Source organism: Paenibacillus mobilis (genome assembly GCF_058267595.1).
The window spans coordinates 35,038-53,923 of sequence record NZ_JBZCMS010000016.1 but is presented as its reverse complement, the minus strand read 5'-3'; the positions used below and the strand labels follow the sequence as shown (position 1 = coordinate 53,923).

Below are 18,886 nucleotides of genomic sequence, written 5' to 3'. Positions count from 1 at the left end.
TTATTATAAACTTATGATGCTCCAGAAGACATTAGAGGTTTGGATAGTCTGCCTAGAGAAAATCCTGAGGTAAAAAAAACAAAGATGGGGACCGGTAGAACCAAGAAGAAGCAAGGAATTCACTAGTAGGATTAACATCGAGAGGAACGGCGTGCCCGGTTTTGTGACTCCATATACTCTTGAGGCAATGTTGACCTATATGAAGCGCTTAGAGAGTAGAATCGAACAACTGGAAGGCATATCTGTATAGAGGGAGGCCCGAACTCTTGTGTTTCCCCCTATTCATGATGGGCTTCATCAGGTGAAAATGAAACAAGAGTATGGAGATGGAACGATGATTTTTAAGATTACAGAAGAGATGTTTCAGAAAATAGAAGACTGGGATTCATGCAAACCTGTTGACGTTACAGGCGCTAAATTCGCTTATACCTTCGTTCCCACTGGGCTTGGGGTATTCATCGAGGTGCAATGTGATATATGCAAAAGGGTACTGGATCTAACAGAAGATTGATGATGCAGTTGAAATCACCTCATAACAGTAGAGAATCTTGATCCATACTTGCCGGGGAATCAAGCGGTTCCTCTTCTTTATCCTCACAGATCTCTTCGTTATTTCTGTTAATTATTGCCTCAATGATAGTGGCGATCAGTTTCTTGTCTTTAGGGGTAATTTCTTTATTATCTGCGGTTAGTGTAATGCCAGAACTCAGCAATTTAGGAAGATCCCAAGCTGCTCCTTTTACAAAAGAGTAGTCAATTGCAGGCATAAAGGAAATTTGCCCGAATGGGTCCCGAAAATGTGGTTCGGGAAAATTGCTTAAACCAAGCAAGTAGTCTGCCGAAACCTCAAAGGCATTAGCTAATGCGGTAATTTGCTCTGGGTCTGGATTACCTTTGTTGCGTTCCCAATTAGAGATGACGTGTTTCGTTGTGTCGATTTTCCCGGCGAGTTTTTCTTGAGTCCACCCTCTAGATATACGCGAGGTTTTAATTCTTTCTCCTAATATTAACACATATATCCCCCTACCCATAATCTGCTTATCTGAATACAAAACTGAACAGTAAAGTGAACACTTTACTTTATGGTAGCATATTGCGTTTGAGTTGTAAATTACTCGACTAATGGTGTTGACAAGTTGAGTAAATATCGATTATTATCAGAGTCAATTATAAATTGTTCAATTTTATTAAAATATAAACGGAAAATCGATTTTGGTGCGGAGGAAATAATCATGTCGAAAAGACGTCGACACACAACAGCAGCAACAATTGAAAGGTGGATTAAGGAAGGGCGTGGTAATGGGCACTTTGCGGAATATAAGCCTTGGTTAACCATTCATGATGTTCCATCTCATGGAGTTGTAACGAGAGTTCGGGGTTGGAAGAGTGGGCGATTGCATCATTATTTGTCGGAGCATTTTGAATTAGCTCATCATTATCAAATGGAGTGGGCTATGGACGTTATTGATATTAGAGAGCAATATCCTTTGTTACCATTAGAAAAAACGTTGTTCATTGCACAAAAGTTGGGCATCAGACATCCAATTGATCCGAAGACCAAGCATCCCATTGTAATGACCACAGACATGCTATTGACCGTAAAGTCAGGTCAAGAACTTAGGTTCATAGCTCATTCCGTAAAACCATCGTCAAAATTAAATCGAAGGGTATTAGACAAGCTTCAAATAGAGAAGTATTACTTCAAAGATCTGGATATAGACTGGCGGCTGATTACGGAAAATCAAATCAATTACGATTTGGTTAAGAACATGAAATGGTTACATTCGGCCAAGGTTTTGGATGAGATGGCGTATCTTAACAATGAACTGGTTTGTGAATTGGAACCAGTACTGTACGAATGGATTGTTAATATAGACAAGCCCTTGGCCAAAATTACCTTGGATCTTGATGCAAAGATGGATTTACCAATGGGGACCAGCATGAATGTTGTCCGATATCTGATCGCTAATCGCTTGTGGGATGTTGATATGAGTCGTCGCATTTTTCCTACACAAAAACGATTAGAAATACAAGCGAATCATTTTCAAAACTGGAGGGCTGGGCATGAAAATAATCTTATTAGCATCTCTAGAAAATAGCGAGGCTACATTAAAGTCTGTTTTAGAGTCCGAATTAACAAAGGAAAGTCAGGCGATTCAAACGATCAAAATAGATCAAACAATAGCTGATATATGCGTGATTAACTCGACCAATCCTACTGAAATTATAAGACCTATTCTAAGCTTTATTGAAATAGGAGGAGAATAACATGGAGTTGTTTATCAACACTCTGCTTGAGAAAAGAGATGCTGATTCAAAGCTTGTTGATTGTGAGAGGGTCATTTGGCTGAAGCAGTCGGAGGATTGTGCGGTTACTATTTCTATTATAAAAAAAACCGGGGTTCCTGAGTTTAAGCGTATCTCATCTATTGAACAGGAACTTATTGAAGGGACGATGATTAAGCGCGAGCATGACCCATATGCAAAGTTTATGGTTTCGGAAGAACTTCTAACCTCTAAAGAAATTAAACTCAGAGATGAAGCATGGGAATGTATCAAAGACATTGTTGAACTAGAGCCTAACATCTACAATCCAAAAGAGCGGTATGAAATTATTAAGAGCGAAATGGAGAGGACCGGTAAGGGGAAAAAGTTTTACTATAAATACTTACGCTGTTACTGGACTGGAGGGAAAGTGGTAAATGCTTTGCTTCCCAGATTCAGAAGATGTGGAGGGAAGGGAAGTAAGAAGAATCCAACTAAAAAGATGGGTAGACCCAGAGAAACCAGCATTTCGGTTGATCCCAAGTTAAAAGGAGTCTTAATAAGTGAGGGTCATCGAAAAATATTCGATAAGGCTATAAGAGATGTTTATTTGAAAATAAATCGAAGGGACTCCGTGAAATATACATATATTGAGATGCTAAAGAATCATTATAAAATTGATACCATCAAGAAGGGCAAATATGAGATCCCGATAATACCCCCAGGACATGATGTGCCAAGTATTGCTCAATTGCGATATCACATCAGAAGGTATTATACCAAACGCAAGCTGTTAATCGCTCGAGAAGGCGAAGTTACATTTAATCGTGATTTCAGGCCTTTGCTTGGATCTGAAACAAGGAAAGCAACCGGGCCAGGACAAATCTACGAGGTTGATGCTACTGTTGCGGATGTATATTTGGTAAGTTCGATTGATCCCAATATTATAGTTGGAAGGCCTGTCGTATATATTGTTGTCGATGTATACAGTCATATGGTTGTCGGGTTATATGTTGGATTTGAGGGCCCATCCTGGCTTGGAGTTATGATGGCTATTGAAAATACAGTGGAAAATAAGGTTGAGTTCTGCAGGCAGTATGATATTGAAATTACAGAGGAAGAGTGGCCGTGTCACCATATGCCAGAAAGTTTTTTGGCTGACCGAGGCGAGATGGAGAGTAAAAATGCTGACTCGCTTGCTAATGCGCTAGGAATCAAAATAATGAACGCGCCTCCGTATCGTGCTGATCTAAAGGGCATTGTGGAACAGCAATTTCGAACATTGAATGTGACGCTCCAACCATGGACGCCTGGTGCTGTAAAGAAAGAATACAAAAAGCGCGGGGGACCGGATTACGTCTTAGATGCGAAGCTCACACTTAAAGAATTTACACAAATGATGATCGAGATGATTCTTCAAAGAAACAACTATCATTACATGGAATATTACCCTTTAGACAAAGATCAAGCATTAGATAAAGTCCGGCCCGTTGCAAGGGATTTATGGAATTGGGGGATATCTCATAATCACTATTTGAAGAATGTTCATCCAGATATCGTTCGATTGAATGTATTGCCCGAGGCAAAAGTTTCTGTGAATCGGGAGGGGATATACTTTGAAGGGATGTATTATGGTTGTGAAGAATTAGCGCGTCAGGGTTGGTTCGTTAAGGGGAAAACGCAGAAAGTGCCGATCGCTTATGACAGAAGATGTATGAATCATGTCTATGTGAAGACGGACAATGGCAAGGGTTTTATAAAATGCGATCTATTGGTCAAGTCTTCCCGATTCATAAATATGAGCCTTGAAGAGGTCAAATCAACCCGGTACGAGGAAAAACTGTCAAGAAGCATGTATTATGATGAAACGGAACTTCAGGAAGAGGTAACCCTAAGCGCGAAGTTAGAAGCGATTAAGAAAGAGGCAATGAAGCGGAGTGCCGATAATCAAGACCATTCCTTAACAAAGTCTGAACGGAAGTCCAATATTAAAGGAAATAAAGCCGTTGAAAGAGATATGCTTCGAAAAGAACAAGCTTATGAGTTGGGTAAATCTCCGAATGAGGAGACTGACGAACAATCTAATCCTGACGATCATGTAATCCCTCTAGAAACATATAGGCCTAAATCAAAGTTGGGTCTACTCGCAAAATTGAAGGAAACGGAGGAGAAGAAGCATGGTTAAGCAAGCTCAACAGCAGGCCGACTTATATCATTATTCCCCGAGTCTTATAGGCAGGCAAGAGGAGGCGAGCTATTCCGATCAGGAGATTCCTGACTATAGGGATAATCCTTTTATTGAAGGTTTACCTCCGATATTTGAAGAAGAAGATGTCGCATTACAAATCAGAAAATACCCTGATTACGATGAAAGGCAACGTAAATTAGGACGGCAGACAAGGCTGCATCTTGTTCAACAGATATCCGATTATGTCGAGCCTTTACCTACACATTTTCTTGTGGAACAAAGGATTTCAAGATTAATCCGCCATGGTTATAAAGCCAGAAATCCTTTCTCTCCAGCAGTCATAAGACAATTCCATATAGGGTTTAAAGAAATTCTTGAAGGGGGAGTTGATTCAACAGAAAGTAATATCGCAGGGGTGAGATCTACTGCTGCCGGATTCGCTATCCTCGGAGTAAGCGGACAAGGGAAGACCACGGCAATCGAGAGCTCGTTACTCTTATACCCGCAGGTAATCCATCACTCAACTTATAAAGGGCAACCTTTTATCCGTAAGCAAGTGGTGTGGCTTAAGTTAAATTGCCCGTTTGATGGTTCGCTGAAAGGGCTGTGCTTTAACTTTTTACAATCCGTAGATTCGCATTTGGGTACTAAATACTTCCGGAAATTTTCAACTCAAAAAGTATCGGTAGATATGTTAATTCCAGTGATGGCTCATATCGCTACATTACATGGGTTAGGAGTACTAGTCATTGATGAAATTCAAAACTTGAGTTTTCTTAAGAGTGGCGGCGCTGAGAAGATGCTTAATTACTTTACTCAATTGATTAATACTATTGGTGTTCCTGTGGTATTAGTAGGGACCTTTAAGGCAATGAGGCTTCTTTCAGGTTCCTTCAGTCAAGCAAGAAGAAGTACGGGACAAGGGGATCTGATCATGGATAGATTAAGTGAAGGTGAGGAGTGGGAGTTCTTCTTAAATGCTCTGTGGAAATATCAATGGACTGCTACTGAAACGCCTCTAAAGCCTCATTTGAGTAAGAAAATGTATGAGCTTTCTCAGGGAATTGTAGATATTGCGGTTAAGTTGTACATGTTAGCCCAGTGGCAAGCCATCGAGGACGGAAACGATAATGAAAAAATAACAGGGGCTCTCCTGGAGACCGTCGCCAAACAGCACATGCAGCTGGTTCAGCCTATGTTAAAGGTTTTGAGAAGTAAAGATCCCCAAGCATTAGAGGCAATTGATGATTTATATCCTAAATGGAACGTGTTGGATCAATATTTACAAAAGGCAGATGAGAAAGTCAATATTCAAGGTGAGCTCAGAACAAAGGTATTGCGTGATGAAAAGATAGAGCAGGACGATGAGAAGCTAATTGAACTTGTAAAGACAGCAATGGATTTTGGGACTTCTTACGATATGGCTTATGACGCTGCTAATAAGGTTCTTCAGTCTAATGAGGCTGAGAAGGATATAGTAGATTTACGAAAACAACTTATTAAAGATATTACGTTCAATTCCATGACGGATGAAGAGGAAACTCGTGGTAACGAGGAGAGAGTGGCTCAAGAAAAGGGGAACAGTAAAGCCCCAAAGAAGAAAAAACAGCACCTTATCCTTGATGAGGATGACCTGAGAAATGCCGTAGCGAATAATGAGAAAGATACGGAAATCATTTACGAAAAACTAGTGGATATAGGGAGTATACCGTCGGAGGATGAGCTTTCAAAATTCATAGTCTAATAGATTTATTAAGTACTAGCATTATGTAAAACGGGGAAAACTAGCAATAGGATCTTATCTGAAAGGGTGATTCTATTGCTAGCCTATTTTCCGACGCTTTATGAAGATGAATTGCTTTACAGCGGCATTGCCAGATATCATGTAATTTCAGGCAATAAGACACAAAGACAAACCATCGAGGACCTTTTCGGTAATCGATCGGTTTGTGCGACTGCAGATCTGCCAAGTCACCTGACGAGTCTTGTCGTTAATCTGAATGGACAATATACGACTCACCAAATCATCAATGATCATACCCTACTTCCCTATTACACTTACTTTATGCAGCAAAAGAAAATTCATCAAGTACAATTAATGATGGAAAATGGGAGTAAACAAGGGGAGGTTCACGCCTCCCTGGGCTTGCTTGCTTCTTCTATAAAATTGCCGACGAAGCTCAGATTTTGTACTGAATGCTATAAAACAGATAGTGAGATATGCGAGCCTTATTGGCATCGCTGCCATCAGTTGCCCGGTGTAATTATGTGTCCATGGCATAAGGGCATATTAAAGGTCAGCGCGGTAGAATACTCCACTCTTCATCACAAATTTTCATTTGTGCCTTTAGCGATGCGCGGCGAGTCGGATTATACCGAACCCGCTATCGACGTCAACTGGTTGGATCATCTGGCATTTATTGCTGTTCAATCAAATTTACTTCTACAGTCCCAAGCAAAATCTAAAGAGGAGACTGCATCCTATAGAAGAGTGTTGCCAATGGAAAGATACCAAACAGTAGGCGGCCGGGTACGGTTTAATCGTCTCATTCAGGATTTTCGTAATTCATATACTAATGAACTATTGGAATATCTAGATTGTGATGTCGATCCTAACAGCTCTGATACATGGTTACATAAAATAATCAGGGACCAAGAAGAGATTAAGCATCCACTAAGGCATTTACTACTAAACCGTTTTATTGAAAAATCTGTCAGTGCCATTTCGGTCACCTCCAACAATTATCCATTTGGAAGCGGGCCCTGGCCATGTCTCAATAAAGCGGCTAATCATTACAATCAAAGTGTTATTGAGAAATGTGTAGTTACACGATGCTTAACAACTTCAAAGCCGGTTGGAACCTTCCATTGCAGTTGCGGATTTGAATATTCAAGAAGAGGCCCGGATACATGTGATGAGGCTCGGAATCGGATAGGCAGAATTAAAGCGTTTGGTCCGGTTTGGTATGACAAATTAAGATGCCTTAATAAAACGAATACATCTCTACGTCAGAAAGCAAAAATTCTCGGTGTCGACCCTGGAACTGTAAAAAATCAAACGGAGCATCTTGATACGAATAAAGCAGGTTTGAATAAGGCTAGAAACCAAAGTCAAACTACCGGGTCAAGGAGAAACAACGAGAAACGATGTTCGCTTACGAAGGTTAACCAAAAAGTGGATTGGGATCAGCGAGACGAGATTTTGTATGATGCGGTGATAAAGGCGGTCGGACAGATGAAACAGTTGCCTAATCCGCAAAAAATATCGTTGGCCTCAATAGCTAGACATACGGATTCAGGTAACCTGAAACATAAACTTATGAGGAATCTAGACAAGCTACCCAAAACCAATGAATTCATTAAGAAGCATGTCGATTCTACAGAGACATATCAAATTTGTAGGTTAACTTGGGCTGCAAACAAGCTTCATGAGTCCGAAGGTAGGGTATTAGGATGGAAATTATTGAAGCTAGCAGGCTTAAACCATCCATTAAGGAAAATGGTTAATGATAAATATATGGAACTTGTCAAGTAACAGTCATGAAAGAGGGCCGATTTGATGTTATCGTATTTACCGAGCTTATACCCAGATGAAGATAGTAGGTCCATTACATTTAGGTACCATGTGCTTTCGGGTAACAGCGATTTTTCGGTAACAAATTCAGAGTTATTCGGAAGAAAGGTCTACGGTGTAAACGTATTTCCTCGCAACTTGAATTTTTTGTTTAACCAGTTGCCAAACCAATTTATGTCAATGGATGATTTTTTGTTTAGCCACACCTATTTTCACTGGGTCAAACCATTCATACCTAATGATCGGTTATCAAGAGTCGTTGAAGAGATCACCGAAAATGCAGGTGATTCCAACATTGCTGTTTTACTAGGCAAGGGTAAAGATCGGTTGATTTCAGAGGACATACGATATTGCCCTGTGTGCATAAATAATGACAGCCAAAAATATGGTGAAGTCTATTTGCATAGGACCCACCAATTAAGCTTCTTAACATGCTGTCCGGAACATGGAATTAAATTGATTGTGAAATGTCCAAACTGTAATAAGAAGTTGGCAAGAGCGAAAGATGGACAATTATTAGCTTCTATAGAGTGTGAATGTGGTTGCAATTTATCGGGTTGCCAAGAAAAAATGACCTTCTTCAATTGTGATAGCGAACATCGAGTTCTTGCTAATTTCTATCAGATGGTTAGCTACTCTAAGAAGATATCGCGGGAAGAGATATTTGCAAAATTGAAAAATATAATGGGACTAAAAGGATATATGAAGTATTCTGGCGGTGTTGAAAGAAAGAAAATTTTTCAGCATTTCGATAATTTTCTAAAAGACAATGGCTTAAAAGGTTACATGGCTACAGACTGGAAAGGACAAGTTAATTCGGACAGCTTCTTTCTTTCATGCAAGGGTGTTAAAAGTATCCTGTTCTATGTGCTGCTTATGATGTTTTTATCTGGATCAGTTGAACATTTTATATCGGAGAACGGAGCCTTTAGTATACCAATTCCTTTTGGAAATGGGCCGTGGATTTGCAATAACCCGGTATGTGAAGGATACGACTTAGGAGTTATCAAAAGATGTGTTCGTGTTGATCATGATGGAAGATATATTTCGGGATTATTTGGTTGTCCGCTATGTGGTTTTAGTTTCTCAAAAAGATGGAAATTAAACGACCATAGTAACGAGAAGCCTTATGCAGTGTTAACAATGGGTCCATTGTGGCATTCAACTGTATTGGAACTTCATTCAAGTGGTTTAAGTAATAATGCTATTGCAAAAAGGTTAAAGACATACCCAACCCAAGTAAAACGTTCATTGAACCGGCATAAAGAGCCAGTTTCAGATACTAGAATACTTCAGTCGCTTGAAATGTTATGGGCATCGTCTATGTATAATAATGACGAAGTTGCTGCAACATTAGAGGTCTCCACGTCGTTAACAGAAAATCGCAAAAAGATACTTGCAATAATGCGGGGAAATAGCCACCTTTCAAGAACTGAGTTGGCTAAGAGCTATAATCATCTGTATCATAAAATGTTAAAGAACGACCGGGATTGGATGGAGCAAAACTTGCCTCCTAGCAAAAAAAATCGGATTCGGAAGGATTGGGCCAAGTTAGATCTAGAATACAGCGAAGTTTTAGCCGCGGCAGCAGATGATCTGTACAGATCAGATCCCGCTGAGCAGATAAGAAAGTATACCATTTTGGCTAATGCCCCCAAGATTATAACCGAGCATTTAGAGTATGCACCTGGAAAATTCCCAAGAACTACAGAGTTGATTAAATACAAAGTTGAGTCGGACGAAAACTACCTAATCCGCCATCTTACAGTAATTATTGAACAGATGAAAAAATACAACAAGAGAGTCATTTCCCTTGAAAGTATAAAAACGTTCAGTCCGATGTACAGGAAAAGTACAGCAGAGGTGGACGAAAGGATTATTAACCATTTGGAGACAATGACATTTTGACTGTAGAAGAGCCAAGCAATCGATGTGCCTGGTTCTTTTTACAAGACTTGTCAATTGAATTATGGGATAATAAACTAGGTATAAAGTATTAATATGGCTGAGGATAAAGCATATGAAATGAACTCGGGGGGAGATTAGGTGAGCCAGGTGGCCCTATCGGCATAGACTTTGTCCAAATTTCGTACATGCATTACCCGCGGCAGTATTTACGAACAAATATGGGGGTGAAAGTACTTGACTTTACTAGATGATACCGAGAAAGTGGCGTTTCTGATAAGTTCCTTGGACCGTCATATTAAAAAACTACCTAGTGAAAATGCCTTTGCTAATTATCTTGAATCAATCCGAATTTTCTTAAGCACAAACGATTCAATCAATCAAAAGGCGGCAATTTCCAATAGTGAATTATTCATAGATCATCTTACCTACCAACTATGTAACCAGATTACTGCAAAAAGGGCAGTAGGTACGTTAATAGCTTCTTTGAATAAAGTAGGCTATTTGGAAGCGATGGATGCTGCCGCGATCATTCTTGAGTTTGAGCAACTTCTTGAACAAATGTCTCTTGAGGAAGCAGAGAATATTTGTAAAGAACGTTGGGAAACGCAGGAGCAGTAATTATTATACGGCATGGATGATGCCGATTCGCATAGTATAAAAGGACGGCCTCAAACTGCTACAACTTACTTGGGTCCTAACGGGGGTCTATATATTGGCCAGGTTAAACACGTTTATAAGAATCTATAAGAATTACAACAATAAAATCATTTTCAAAGTTTTGCGCCGTAGTCGGAAATTAGGGATAATAAATCGCTTTATTATTGTTGATGTTCTTATTCTTTTGATTTATTTCTCCTCTTTATTGCCATGGTACTTAAAAGTATTATTAGCAGCATTATGGTTCATTCCATACTTGGGAATAACCGCATCTAAGACCAGACTAGCTAGTCGTCTGTGGAATAGAATTAGAATGTGTAACTATATTGGTATTGATAATACAGCTGAGGATTTAAAGGCTAGATTGAGATTGTTCAGAAAGGGCATCTCGCTGCTATTTTCTTATTTTGTGTCTTTTGGCATTATTATAAGTTGGATGTGGGGACCTTTCGCTTTTTCATTAGATAGGTGGTTGTTTAATGATTTTTTCTTTGCAGGATGGCTTGGATTAATCTTTTATGCCTTTTGCTTTTTATCCATTACGCGCCGACGCTGGCTTATACTATTGATTTCTTTAACCAGCCCATTTATTTCCTTGTCGTTTCTCCTAAGTGTATTAAATGAAGTAAACCAAATCTTATCCCATATTACAGGCATTCCATATTCGATACCAATTAAGAATTTTTTTGATAGCTATGTTTATATGTTTGTTCAATCTGGAACAGACAAAAGATTTGCCTTTTATAATTTTATGTATTCGTTCGCATTTCAACTACTATATGTCATCATTCAACCCGTATATAAATTAGAAAAAAGTAGGCTGGCCCTAGAGACAGTGGCCTTCCTTTTCGGAGCAGTATCGGTTCTCGGACTTCTTATGGCGCAGCCTATTTCACAAATATTGTTCGATTATTTGCAGACTAACAAAGAAATGCTTTCTTATTTTGAGTTGAAAGACGAAACTGGATTTAGATTGTTTTATGAGCAAACATTGAAATATGTGATCTTGCCCTTTTCATTAGGTACAACATTTCCAATCCTTATATTCAAATATAGAGAAGCGGCTAGTAAGAGTAAAGGACAAAAAGTATTTGATAGCACATGCAGCAACACCAACATCCCCACATCTGAAATAATACACTTGTTACGTAAGGCGATCTATTTTGGAGGCGGCTCGATCCGTGGGATGATTCATGGTCACTATATCCTACACTCATGTGTGCCGTTATTGAACGTGTACCGATCTCGTCGCAAGAGTTGGCTGCAAAAAAAGCGTGCATTAATTATCTCACGATGTAAAAAAAAGCTAGAGCGATTAAGGAATTTACCAAATTTGGTTCGACTGTCATTGTTGCAGATAGGTGCCTCATCTTATACAAGTTATAAAAACTTCCGTGTAGAGCTGGAACAAGTTCGGAATACGCGGCACTTTTGGGTTAGACTCACGATAGCTTTATTGTTCGCTATTGGTTCGGTTATATTGATATTATCGGGTTTTTTATCCAGAATGTTCTCAGCCTTATATGTATATTATGTAAATCTTTATGGCTCTGATGTTAAACGGGCACATGCTTCTTTTGTGGTTCTATATTTGCTTGTGGCTTGCTTGTACTATATGGGAAAATCATTAGCAAATCGCAATCACTCTTCGATTTTGCGTTTAGAACTGCGTAAGTTGTTTCTTCATCTTCTGTTCTTAGTCTTAACGGCAATAATCGTCTTTTTGACAGACTTTATCTACAATAAATGGTCAGCGCTTCTCATTTTACTTGTAATGCGGCATGCTATTTGGTTTTTAGATCAAGTTAACCGACCAAAACTAAATAATAAGATTGATACATTTGAAAGCTACAAGAAGTGATGCGATTATGGAGTCGCATAAGATCAGACGAGAAATAATGAATCGGTTAATGCTGGCATAACTATATAAGTTGAATCAAACAATTTCCAAAAACAAGCAAGGGATTTCCTTATGGCCGTCGAACTGGTTTCGTAAGATTCTGGATAAGGCGGTGAATGGGATGGCGAACAAAGACGCCCTGACTGAAGTGGAAGAACGGCTGAGATCCACAAAGGGCCGTCGGATGTACGAACGATTGCAGACGGTTCGGTTACGAATCATGGGAATGCCGGTTAAGGAGATCGCTGGCATCCTCTGTCGATCCGAGAAAACCGTTCGCAGTTACATCCATACCTATGAGACACAAGGGCTACCCGGTCTGCACATGGGGTTCTCTCCCGGCCGGACCTCGAGGTTGACCCCGGAACAACGAGAGGAATTGAAGAAAGTCATTGTCCATCAGGTGCCGGCGGATGTGGGCTTCACGGCCAAATTCAATTGGACGCTACAGCTGATTGCCGATTACATCGAGCGAACCTATGGATATCGTTACTCGCTACGCGGTGTGTCGAAGCTAATGGAGCATATGCAGATGAGCTATACGAAACCGACGTATACGCTTGCGGCCGCAGATCCCGTCAAACAACAACAGTTTGTGGAAGTCACATTCTCGACTTTAAAAAAGGGTTGAAACTGGCGAAATTGCTCATCTTTTGTTTGAAGATGAAAGCATGATCCGGGACTACCAGGCCCTTCAGCGGACCTGGTTTGAAAAGGGCAAACAACGGATCGTCCGGACGACCGGCAAACATCGCGGGGTGAAATTGCTTTCGACCGTCGATTATGGCAGTGGCCGGATCGTTTGGCACGAGGATGAAGCGTACAATGCCGAAACGTTTCTGGCTTTCCTCAAGAAGGTGCTCAATGCGTATCCGTCGGGCACGATTACGATGGTGCTGGACAACGCCCGCATCCATCATGCCAAGCTATTGAAACCGTTTCTGCACGAGAACACACGGCTGAGCCTCGTCTTTCTGCCGCCGTACAGCCCCCAACTGAATATTGTGGAAGGACTCTGGAAGTGGCTGAAAGCCGATGTGGTGAACAACGTTTTCTACCACACGGTAGCCGAAATCCGTAAAAACGTCTCTTCTTTCATGAATGCGGTCATGCAGCAACCTCTAACCGTCATTGACCGTCTCTGTATCCGTATGGAGCCTGATCATGTTGTGGAATTTCTTTAATTCAACTTATATAGGTCAAGAAAATAGCTTTTATTACGATACCAAGCGAACCAAGTCCTCGGGGACAAAGTTTCCTAAAGTAAGTTGCTCATAAGTATTAAATTAAGCATTATTTGGAGCGTGAAAGCAATGATTAGATTTGTAATGATCGACAGCAATCACAAACATTTTAATTTTGTTGAGTATACAAATGGTCTCATGGAAAAGGTCAAAACTGATTTAGGTGCTTTAGAATATGAGTTTTATTCAAACAAAGATCGAACTAGAAAAGCGACCATGGCAATTAACAAAAAAGAATACTTCATTCAATTTACATACATAATGACACATGGCACATTCCAATTAAAAATAGACATCTCAATGGTAGAAAAAAGTGCGCTTGACGCTAGTCTTCACGATTTGAAAATTAAGATAAAAGATTTAGTGATAACCGATTGGGAACAATGTGTTTGGTTAGAGGATCGTCAATCAGAAGCTTTTGCTGACAGTTTGTATAAAGATATTCATTTGGTAGAAAATTCGTTGCGGCGGCTACTAAACACTGTATTATTTTATAATTTAGGTGCCGATTGGTGGGAAACGTATATGCCCATTGATCTCACTAAAAAATATAATCAAAGGAATGATCCCTATAAGCGCCGGGCACCTAGCTTTGATAATATACATACCAATCTAATGTCAATTGATACGGGAGACTTAGTAAAAATTTTGGGTTTCAAAACCTATAAAATAAAAGAAAAAAACATATTTCAAGGTCATTCAACCGAATTGGACGATCCGTTTACCGACGCTAGGCAAACTTTTTCTTTAAGTAGAGAAGAAAAGGAAAATTTAAAGCAGTTTCAAAATATTATGAATAATATCATATACGACGAAGGAGCGGCAGTTCACTTTCAAACTAAGTTATCTTCACTCTTGGCTAATCAATTAGTAATCGATAAAGACTTTTGGAAGGACTACTTTTCAAATTGGTTCTCCTGTGATTTTCGTCAATTTGAAGGTCGGTGGGGAGAATTCAATACTGATAGGAATCACGTTGCACATAATAAGTTGATTGACAAAAAATTGTATGAAAAATTTAAAACGAGCATGAGTCAATTACAGAAAATTATTGATGAGGCTGAGGAGAGGTTCTCAGCTTATCTTGAAACCGAGATGTCCCAGTTTCTTGATGAGCTGGAACGAATGAATGAAGCTGAGTCGTTTCAAAGAGAACTTGATTATAAAAGTCTTATCGAGGAAGAATCTGGAGTTAATATTCGCCAACACGATTCGATAATTGAGTTATTTCAAGAGCATATCACTAATACCTTTGATGAGTTCAAGCAACAATTATATTACCGGGCTGATTTAGAAATCACGTATAGTGAACCGCTTTTAACTAAAAATGTTGAAGTGTTCTGCATTGATTACATGGTTGGTCAGAATAAGCTAAAAGTTATCACGGAGCCTTTTATAGATGATTCAGAAGGTGCGACTAGCTATGTTAAATTCAACATCAGTTATAATGATGTGGATCTTCAGAAAAGATTTAGAATTAGCTACACAAATGGTGAAGCAGAGTACAATGAAGACCAAACTAACTATATGCCCGTTACAATAGATGAACTGTGTGTTGCTGAACTTGAAGAACTTACAGAATACATTGATACTTTTCTTGAGGAGCATATGCCGGAAGTCGATGATGATGAAATAGCTGAATATGCATGCGAGGCATGTCATCAATTTACGATATTTTTATCAACTGAAAATGAAGAGAAATATGAGCAAGGGAAATGCCTGCATTGTGGTCATTCGAACCCGATAGGTAGTTGCATTAGATGTGAGTCGATATTAAATCAACCTACAGACGGACTATGTGATAGCTGCCAGGAATATATCGATAAACAATAAATAGTAAAATTTGTGAGTTGAGAGGGGAAGTTAATAATTAACTTGACTGTTGCGAACTAACGCCATTTCGAATTAAGAAATAATCAATATTAAATGTATTGGAACCAACAGATCGAGGACGAATTCTCGATCGACTACCAGAGATGAAATTCCTCCCTAGTACAAGATTAATGCTCGAGAAGTATGTTGAAACGAAGGAAGATTATTTAATTCGACATGTACCCAGTATTGTATCTCAATTAAAGGCAGCGGGTTACCGTACCCCAACGTTTTAAAGCATTGTTGCTTTTCGTAGATCTTATCGAAATCTTCCATTGAAAACGCAGATTAAAATAGAAGAGAAACTTAATGAAGTAATGGCAACATATGACGTCACAAGTATGCTAGAGAACAATAACACGCTTAACATTCTGTTGACGGATGGCTAGTATCGCGGTTCTATTGGTTGTTTTGGTCAGACAAACATGATTACATGTTGGGGCGGTTTGACGCTTATATAGCAAGAAATAAGAAGTTCTTTGCTTTATTCTTTTCCGTGGGCTTCATTAAAGAATCGTATATTTTTCTTTATGTCTTTTAAAATCTTTTTCTTTAATGAAGTAAAGCTCATTTGTAACTCTCGTCATCGCTACATAGAGTGGATTTATTTGGGCAGGTGTTAAATGATCACAAGAGAAATCTTCTTCAAATAATGATTCAAACGTCTTGGTTAGTATAATACAAGTTTTTTTGTAGGTATCGCCTTTAGAATAGCCCCAGTTTATAGTTGGCAAGCAGTTATATTTACGACTATCTCTAAAGAACAACTTTATTACATTGATATCTTCTATAACCTCGATTATTCTAGAATTTTCTTCTAATAACTCAAAGTGCCCTTTAACTATGCTTGATGACTGTATATGGATGCCTAGCTTAGTACTAATGAAATCACATATCTCTCTTGGAACACGTCTGCTTTTTATTAGAGTGTTTTCATCTATATGTGTTCCTTTAAAAAGTAATTTGTATTCATCTTTTGATATATAGTCTTTCCCTTTTGTAAATGGTTTACTGGCTGTAAAATTAGACTTACTAACTGAATGCTGGTGAAAGTCCCCTACTGCAAAGACTTTTACATTTTTTTCTTTTATAAGCATTGATAATAAATCAAAATCTTTACCCATAAAATCCTGAAGTTCATCAAAATAAAGCTGATCACAAAAATTAAATAAACGTTGAATTATTATTTTTTTTACTTCCTTCGATTGAGCTAAAACTAAACTGGAAATTCTTGATGCATAATACTTCTGATTAGTTATATAGTGTCTATAGTCATCTTGTTTACGATATTTATGATTTGGCTTTCCATTAATTCTTTGAGGTTCAGGTTCTTTATTTATTTCCACTCCAGCAGTTATTATAGCTGTTCTATCTCCAATGGTTAAGATCGGTTCGAAGGGTTTTAAGAGCCATCTATATACAAAACTAGTAAACGTTAAAACTTGTGTGTTTTTAGGTAGTTCTCCATGTATAATTTTTATTTCTCTCTTAAGATTCGCAACATTCTGTTTAGTATATGTAATGATTAGATTTTTTGAAGTTGGATTTAAATGCTTAGCAATATAATACGTTTTTCCTGAACCGGCCGCTGCAAGCATTATTGTTGAACGAGCCATTCAATTCCCTCCTGGATGTACTTCGGTAATACAACGACCTCTTTATAAGCATCTTCTTCGGATATCCTTAAAGCAGCTTCAGTTTTATTTTTAAGCATATAAGCTAAATTTTTATCTGTAGGAACGTCACGATATTCAGCTTTTGTACCTGGTTTAACATCCGAAATATTACTAAGGTTTGACGCATTCTTTTTAAAAAGACAAACTTCAAAAGTAAACTCATTAACAGAATCGGGACATTGGATTTGAATATTTGTATGTTCCTTATTTAACTCACGAATAGAGTCAACAGTTTCCTGATCTCCATCATTATCGGTTATAACTAATAAAGAGTTATCTACTACTTCTGATAGTTCAATATAGTGTTTATAAGTAATACCTCCACCAGATAAAATCTCAATATTTTTTTCTTCTAATGTATACAGTAGGGAATTCTTTACAAGTTGTGGTAATAGAATATATTCACTATTTCCCTCTACAAGAATTACCTTTTGAGCTAATATAAAATTTAGTAACTGTAAATTATCTGTTTTCATAAAGTAATCCGCGGCAACCTTATTAACTTTAGTTAGAGAATGACTTTTTTCTTTATTAATCCATATTGTATTTTGCAAATTTAATCTGCTGACGATCAATGGATTATGCGTAGTAATAATCATTTGAGCATCGCGGCACATAGTTTGAATATCATTAATTAGCTTCCTGGTATTGATATAGCTCAAATGGTTTTCGGGTTCTTCTAATAAAATTAGATCACACTCGACCTCTAAGGCAATTTCCGTTTTAATTAAATTTTCTTTCCCTTTTCCTTTGTTTTGGATTGATACCCCATCACTCTTTAAATCGAGTAAATTTTCTAATACAGTTTTGTCTTCATCAATTCCAAAATTGTATTCTTTTATATTAAGTTGTTCGGTATTTTCGTTTACGAAGTTTTGAATTTTTTTTCTAAATTGATACGAAAGATTTTGCCTATCTGTTACTTTAATATTATTATTAAAGATTCTTTTTGAATAAGAATCAAAGAGGTTATTTTTTCTAATTGAATTATCAATCAATACATTTTTTAAAGGGGATTTTTTATTAATATATTTTCTGCCAGCAAAAGTAACCCATTCTGCTATGTAGTAATCTGTCGGAATTAAGTTTTCATCATAACTCCCGTCATACATGCGCTCAAGAAGTTCACGATAATTTTCGTCAAATTTGTATGTGAAGTTAATACCGTTCTTCGATACGGGAGTAGAAGATGAATGGAGTCCATTAAAATACTCGGAATTTAAATCTTTCTCATCACTAAAAAATATCTCTATTTCAATTTTAGGTAGAGTATCAATAGAAGGATTTTTTTTGTAGTGATTAACAATATCATTATTAAAATATTTTTCTGAGTTATTCGTAGAATTAAAGATTTTTTGATTAAGTACGATATCAATAGCCTCCAATATTGTACTCTTACCAGCCTCATTTTCCCCAATTAGCACATTTATATGTTTGTTAAAGTCAATAGTAAAAGATTGGAACTTCTTAAAACCTTTAATCTTCAACTGTTCTATATACATTTAGGTCCTCCTCAATCGACCGGGTTATCATTAGTAATCAATAAAGATAATATCAATATCTTGTTATATTTGATTGAAGGCTCTAACAAGGCTAGCGTCA

General features: G+C 38.0%; 14 protein-coding genes. 11 read left to right on the top strand and 3 right to left on the bottom strand.

Annotated elements, in window-relative coordinates:
* Positions 1-268: 268 nt before the first annotated feature.
* Complete coding sequence (locus tag AC3ZPD_RS21090; RefSeq protein ID WP_490986246.1) at positions 269-511, top strand: hypothetical protein; 243 nt, start codon at positions 269-271, stop codon at positions 509-511.
* Positions 512-530: 19 nt separating this feature from the next.
* On the opposite strand, the gene AC3ZPD_RS21085 is transcribed toward AC3ZPD_RS21090, so the two are convergent.
* Complete coding sequence (locus AC3ZPD_RS21085) at positions 531-1,013, bottom strand: helix-turn-helix domain-containing protein (protein ID WP_490986245.1); 483 nt, start codon at positions 1,011-1,013, stop codon at positions 531-533.
* Positions 1,014-1,232: 219 nt separating this feature from the next.
* Here AC3ZPD_RS21085 and AC3ZPD_RS21080 point away from each other — a divergent pair, with 219 nt between their 5' ends.
* The 10 genes from AC3ZPD_RS21080 (at position 1,233) to AC3ZPD_RS21035 (ending at position 15,569) form a co-directional block, all read left to right on the top strand.
* Positions 1,233-2,099 carry a TnsA endonuclease N-terminal domain-containing protein gene (locus AC3ZPD_RS21080; protein ID WP_490986244.1) on the top strand — a complete coding sequence of 289 codons (867 nt, stop codon included), beginning with the start codon at positions 1,233-1,235 and terminating at the stop codon, positions 2,097-2,099.
* The gene (locus tag AC3ZPD_RS21075) at positions 2,065-2,268 is read left to right on the top strand and encodes a hypothetical protein (RefSeq protein ID WP_490986243.1); all 204 of its coding nucleotides are present in this window, start codon (positions 2,065-2,067) and stop codon (positions 2,266-2,268) included. Before AC3ZPD_RS21080 ends, AC3ZPD_RS21075 begins: the two co-directional genes overlap by 35 nt.
* Position 2,269: 1 nt before the next feature.
* Complete coding sequence (locus AC3ZPD_RS21070; protein ID WP_490986242.1) at positions 2,270-4,450, top strand: transposase; 2,181 nt, start codon at positions 2,270-2,272, stop codon at positions 4,448-4,450.
* Positions 4,443-6,197 (top strand): ATP-binding protein, encoded by a 1,755-nt coding sequence (locus tag AC3ZPD_RS21065; RefSeq protein ID WP_490986241.1) that lies wholly within the window; start codon positions 4,443-4,445, stop codon positions 6,195-6,197. The genes AC3ZPD_RS21070 and AC3ZPD_RS21065 overlap by 8 nt, the downstream gene beginning before the upstream one ends.
* A gap of 66 nt (positions 6,198-6,263) precedes the next feature.
* A complete protein-coding gene (locus AC3ZPD_RS21060; protein WP_490986240.1) occupies positions 6,264-7,988 on the top strand; it encodes a TnsD family Tn7-like transposition protein in 1,725 nt (574 codons plus the stop codon).
* A 24-nt stretch (positions 7,989-8,012) separates the two neighbouring features.
* A complete protein-coding gene (locus AC3ZPD_RS21055; protein ID WP_490986239.1) occupies positions 8,013-9,935 on the top strand; it encodes a TnsD family Tn7-like transposition protein in 1,923 nt (640 codons plus the stop codon).
* Positions 9,936-10,169: 234 nt separating this feature from the next.
* On the top strand, positions 10,170-10,553 hold the full coding sequence (locus tag AC3ZPD_RS21050; RefSeq protein ID WP_490986238.1) for a hypothetical protein: 384 nt from the start codon (positions 10,170-10,172) through the stop codon (positions 10,551-10,553).
* A 94-nt stretch (positions 10,554-10,647) separates the two neighbouring features.
* Positions 10,648-12,453 (top strand): hypothetical protein, encoded by a 1,806-nt coding sequence (locus tag AC3ZPD_RS21045; protein ID WP_490986237.1) that lies wholly within the window; start codon positions 10,648-10,650, stop codon positions 12,451-12,453.
* 160 nt (positions 12,454-12,613) lie between these two features.
* Positions 12,614-13,676, top strand: a protein-coding gene (locus tag AC3ZPD_RS21040; protein WP_490986236.1) for an IS630 family transposase whose coding sequence is annotated in 2 segments (ribosomal slippage) — positions 12,614-13,117 and positions 13,119-13,676 — 1,062 coding nt in all. Because the reading frame shifts where the segments join, the coding sequence is not laid out codon by codon here.
* Between the two features lie 129 nt (positions 13,677-13,805).
* The gene (locus tag AC3ZPD_RS21035) at positions 13,806-15,569 is read left to right on the top strand and encodes a hypothetical protein (protein WP_490986235.1); all 1,764 of its coding nucleotides are present in this window, start codon (positions 13,806-13,808) and stop codon (positions 15,567-15,569) included.
* A gap of 545 nt (positions 15,570-16,114) precedes the next feature.
* Here the strand turns inward: AC3ZPD_RS21035 and AC3ZPD_RS21030 are convergent.
* Positions 16,115-17,224, bottom strand: coding sequence for a DEAD/DEAH box helicase family protein (locus AC3ZPD_RS21030; protein WP_490986234.1), 1,110 nt, complete (start codon positions 17,222-17,224; stop codon positions 16,115-16,117).
* The gene (locus tag AC3ZPD_RS21025) at positions 17,206-18,786 is read right to left on the bottom strand and encodes an ATP-dependent nuclease (protein ID WP_490986233.1); all 1,581 of its coding nucleotides are present in this window, start codon (positions 18,784-18,786) and stop codon (positions 17,206-17,208) included. Before AC3ZPD_RS21025 ends, AC3ZPD_RS21030 begins: the two co-directional genes overlap by 19 nt.
* Between the last annotated feature and the right edge of the window lie 100 nt (positions 18,787-18,886).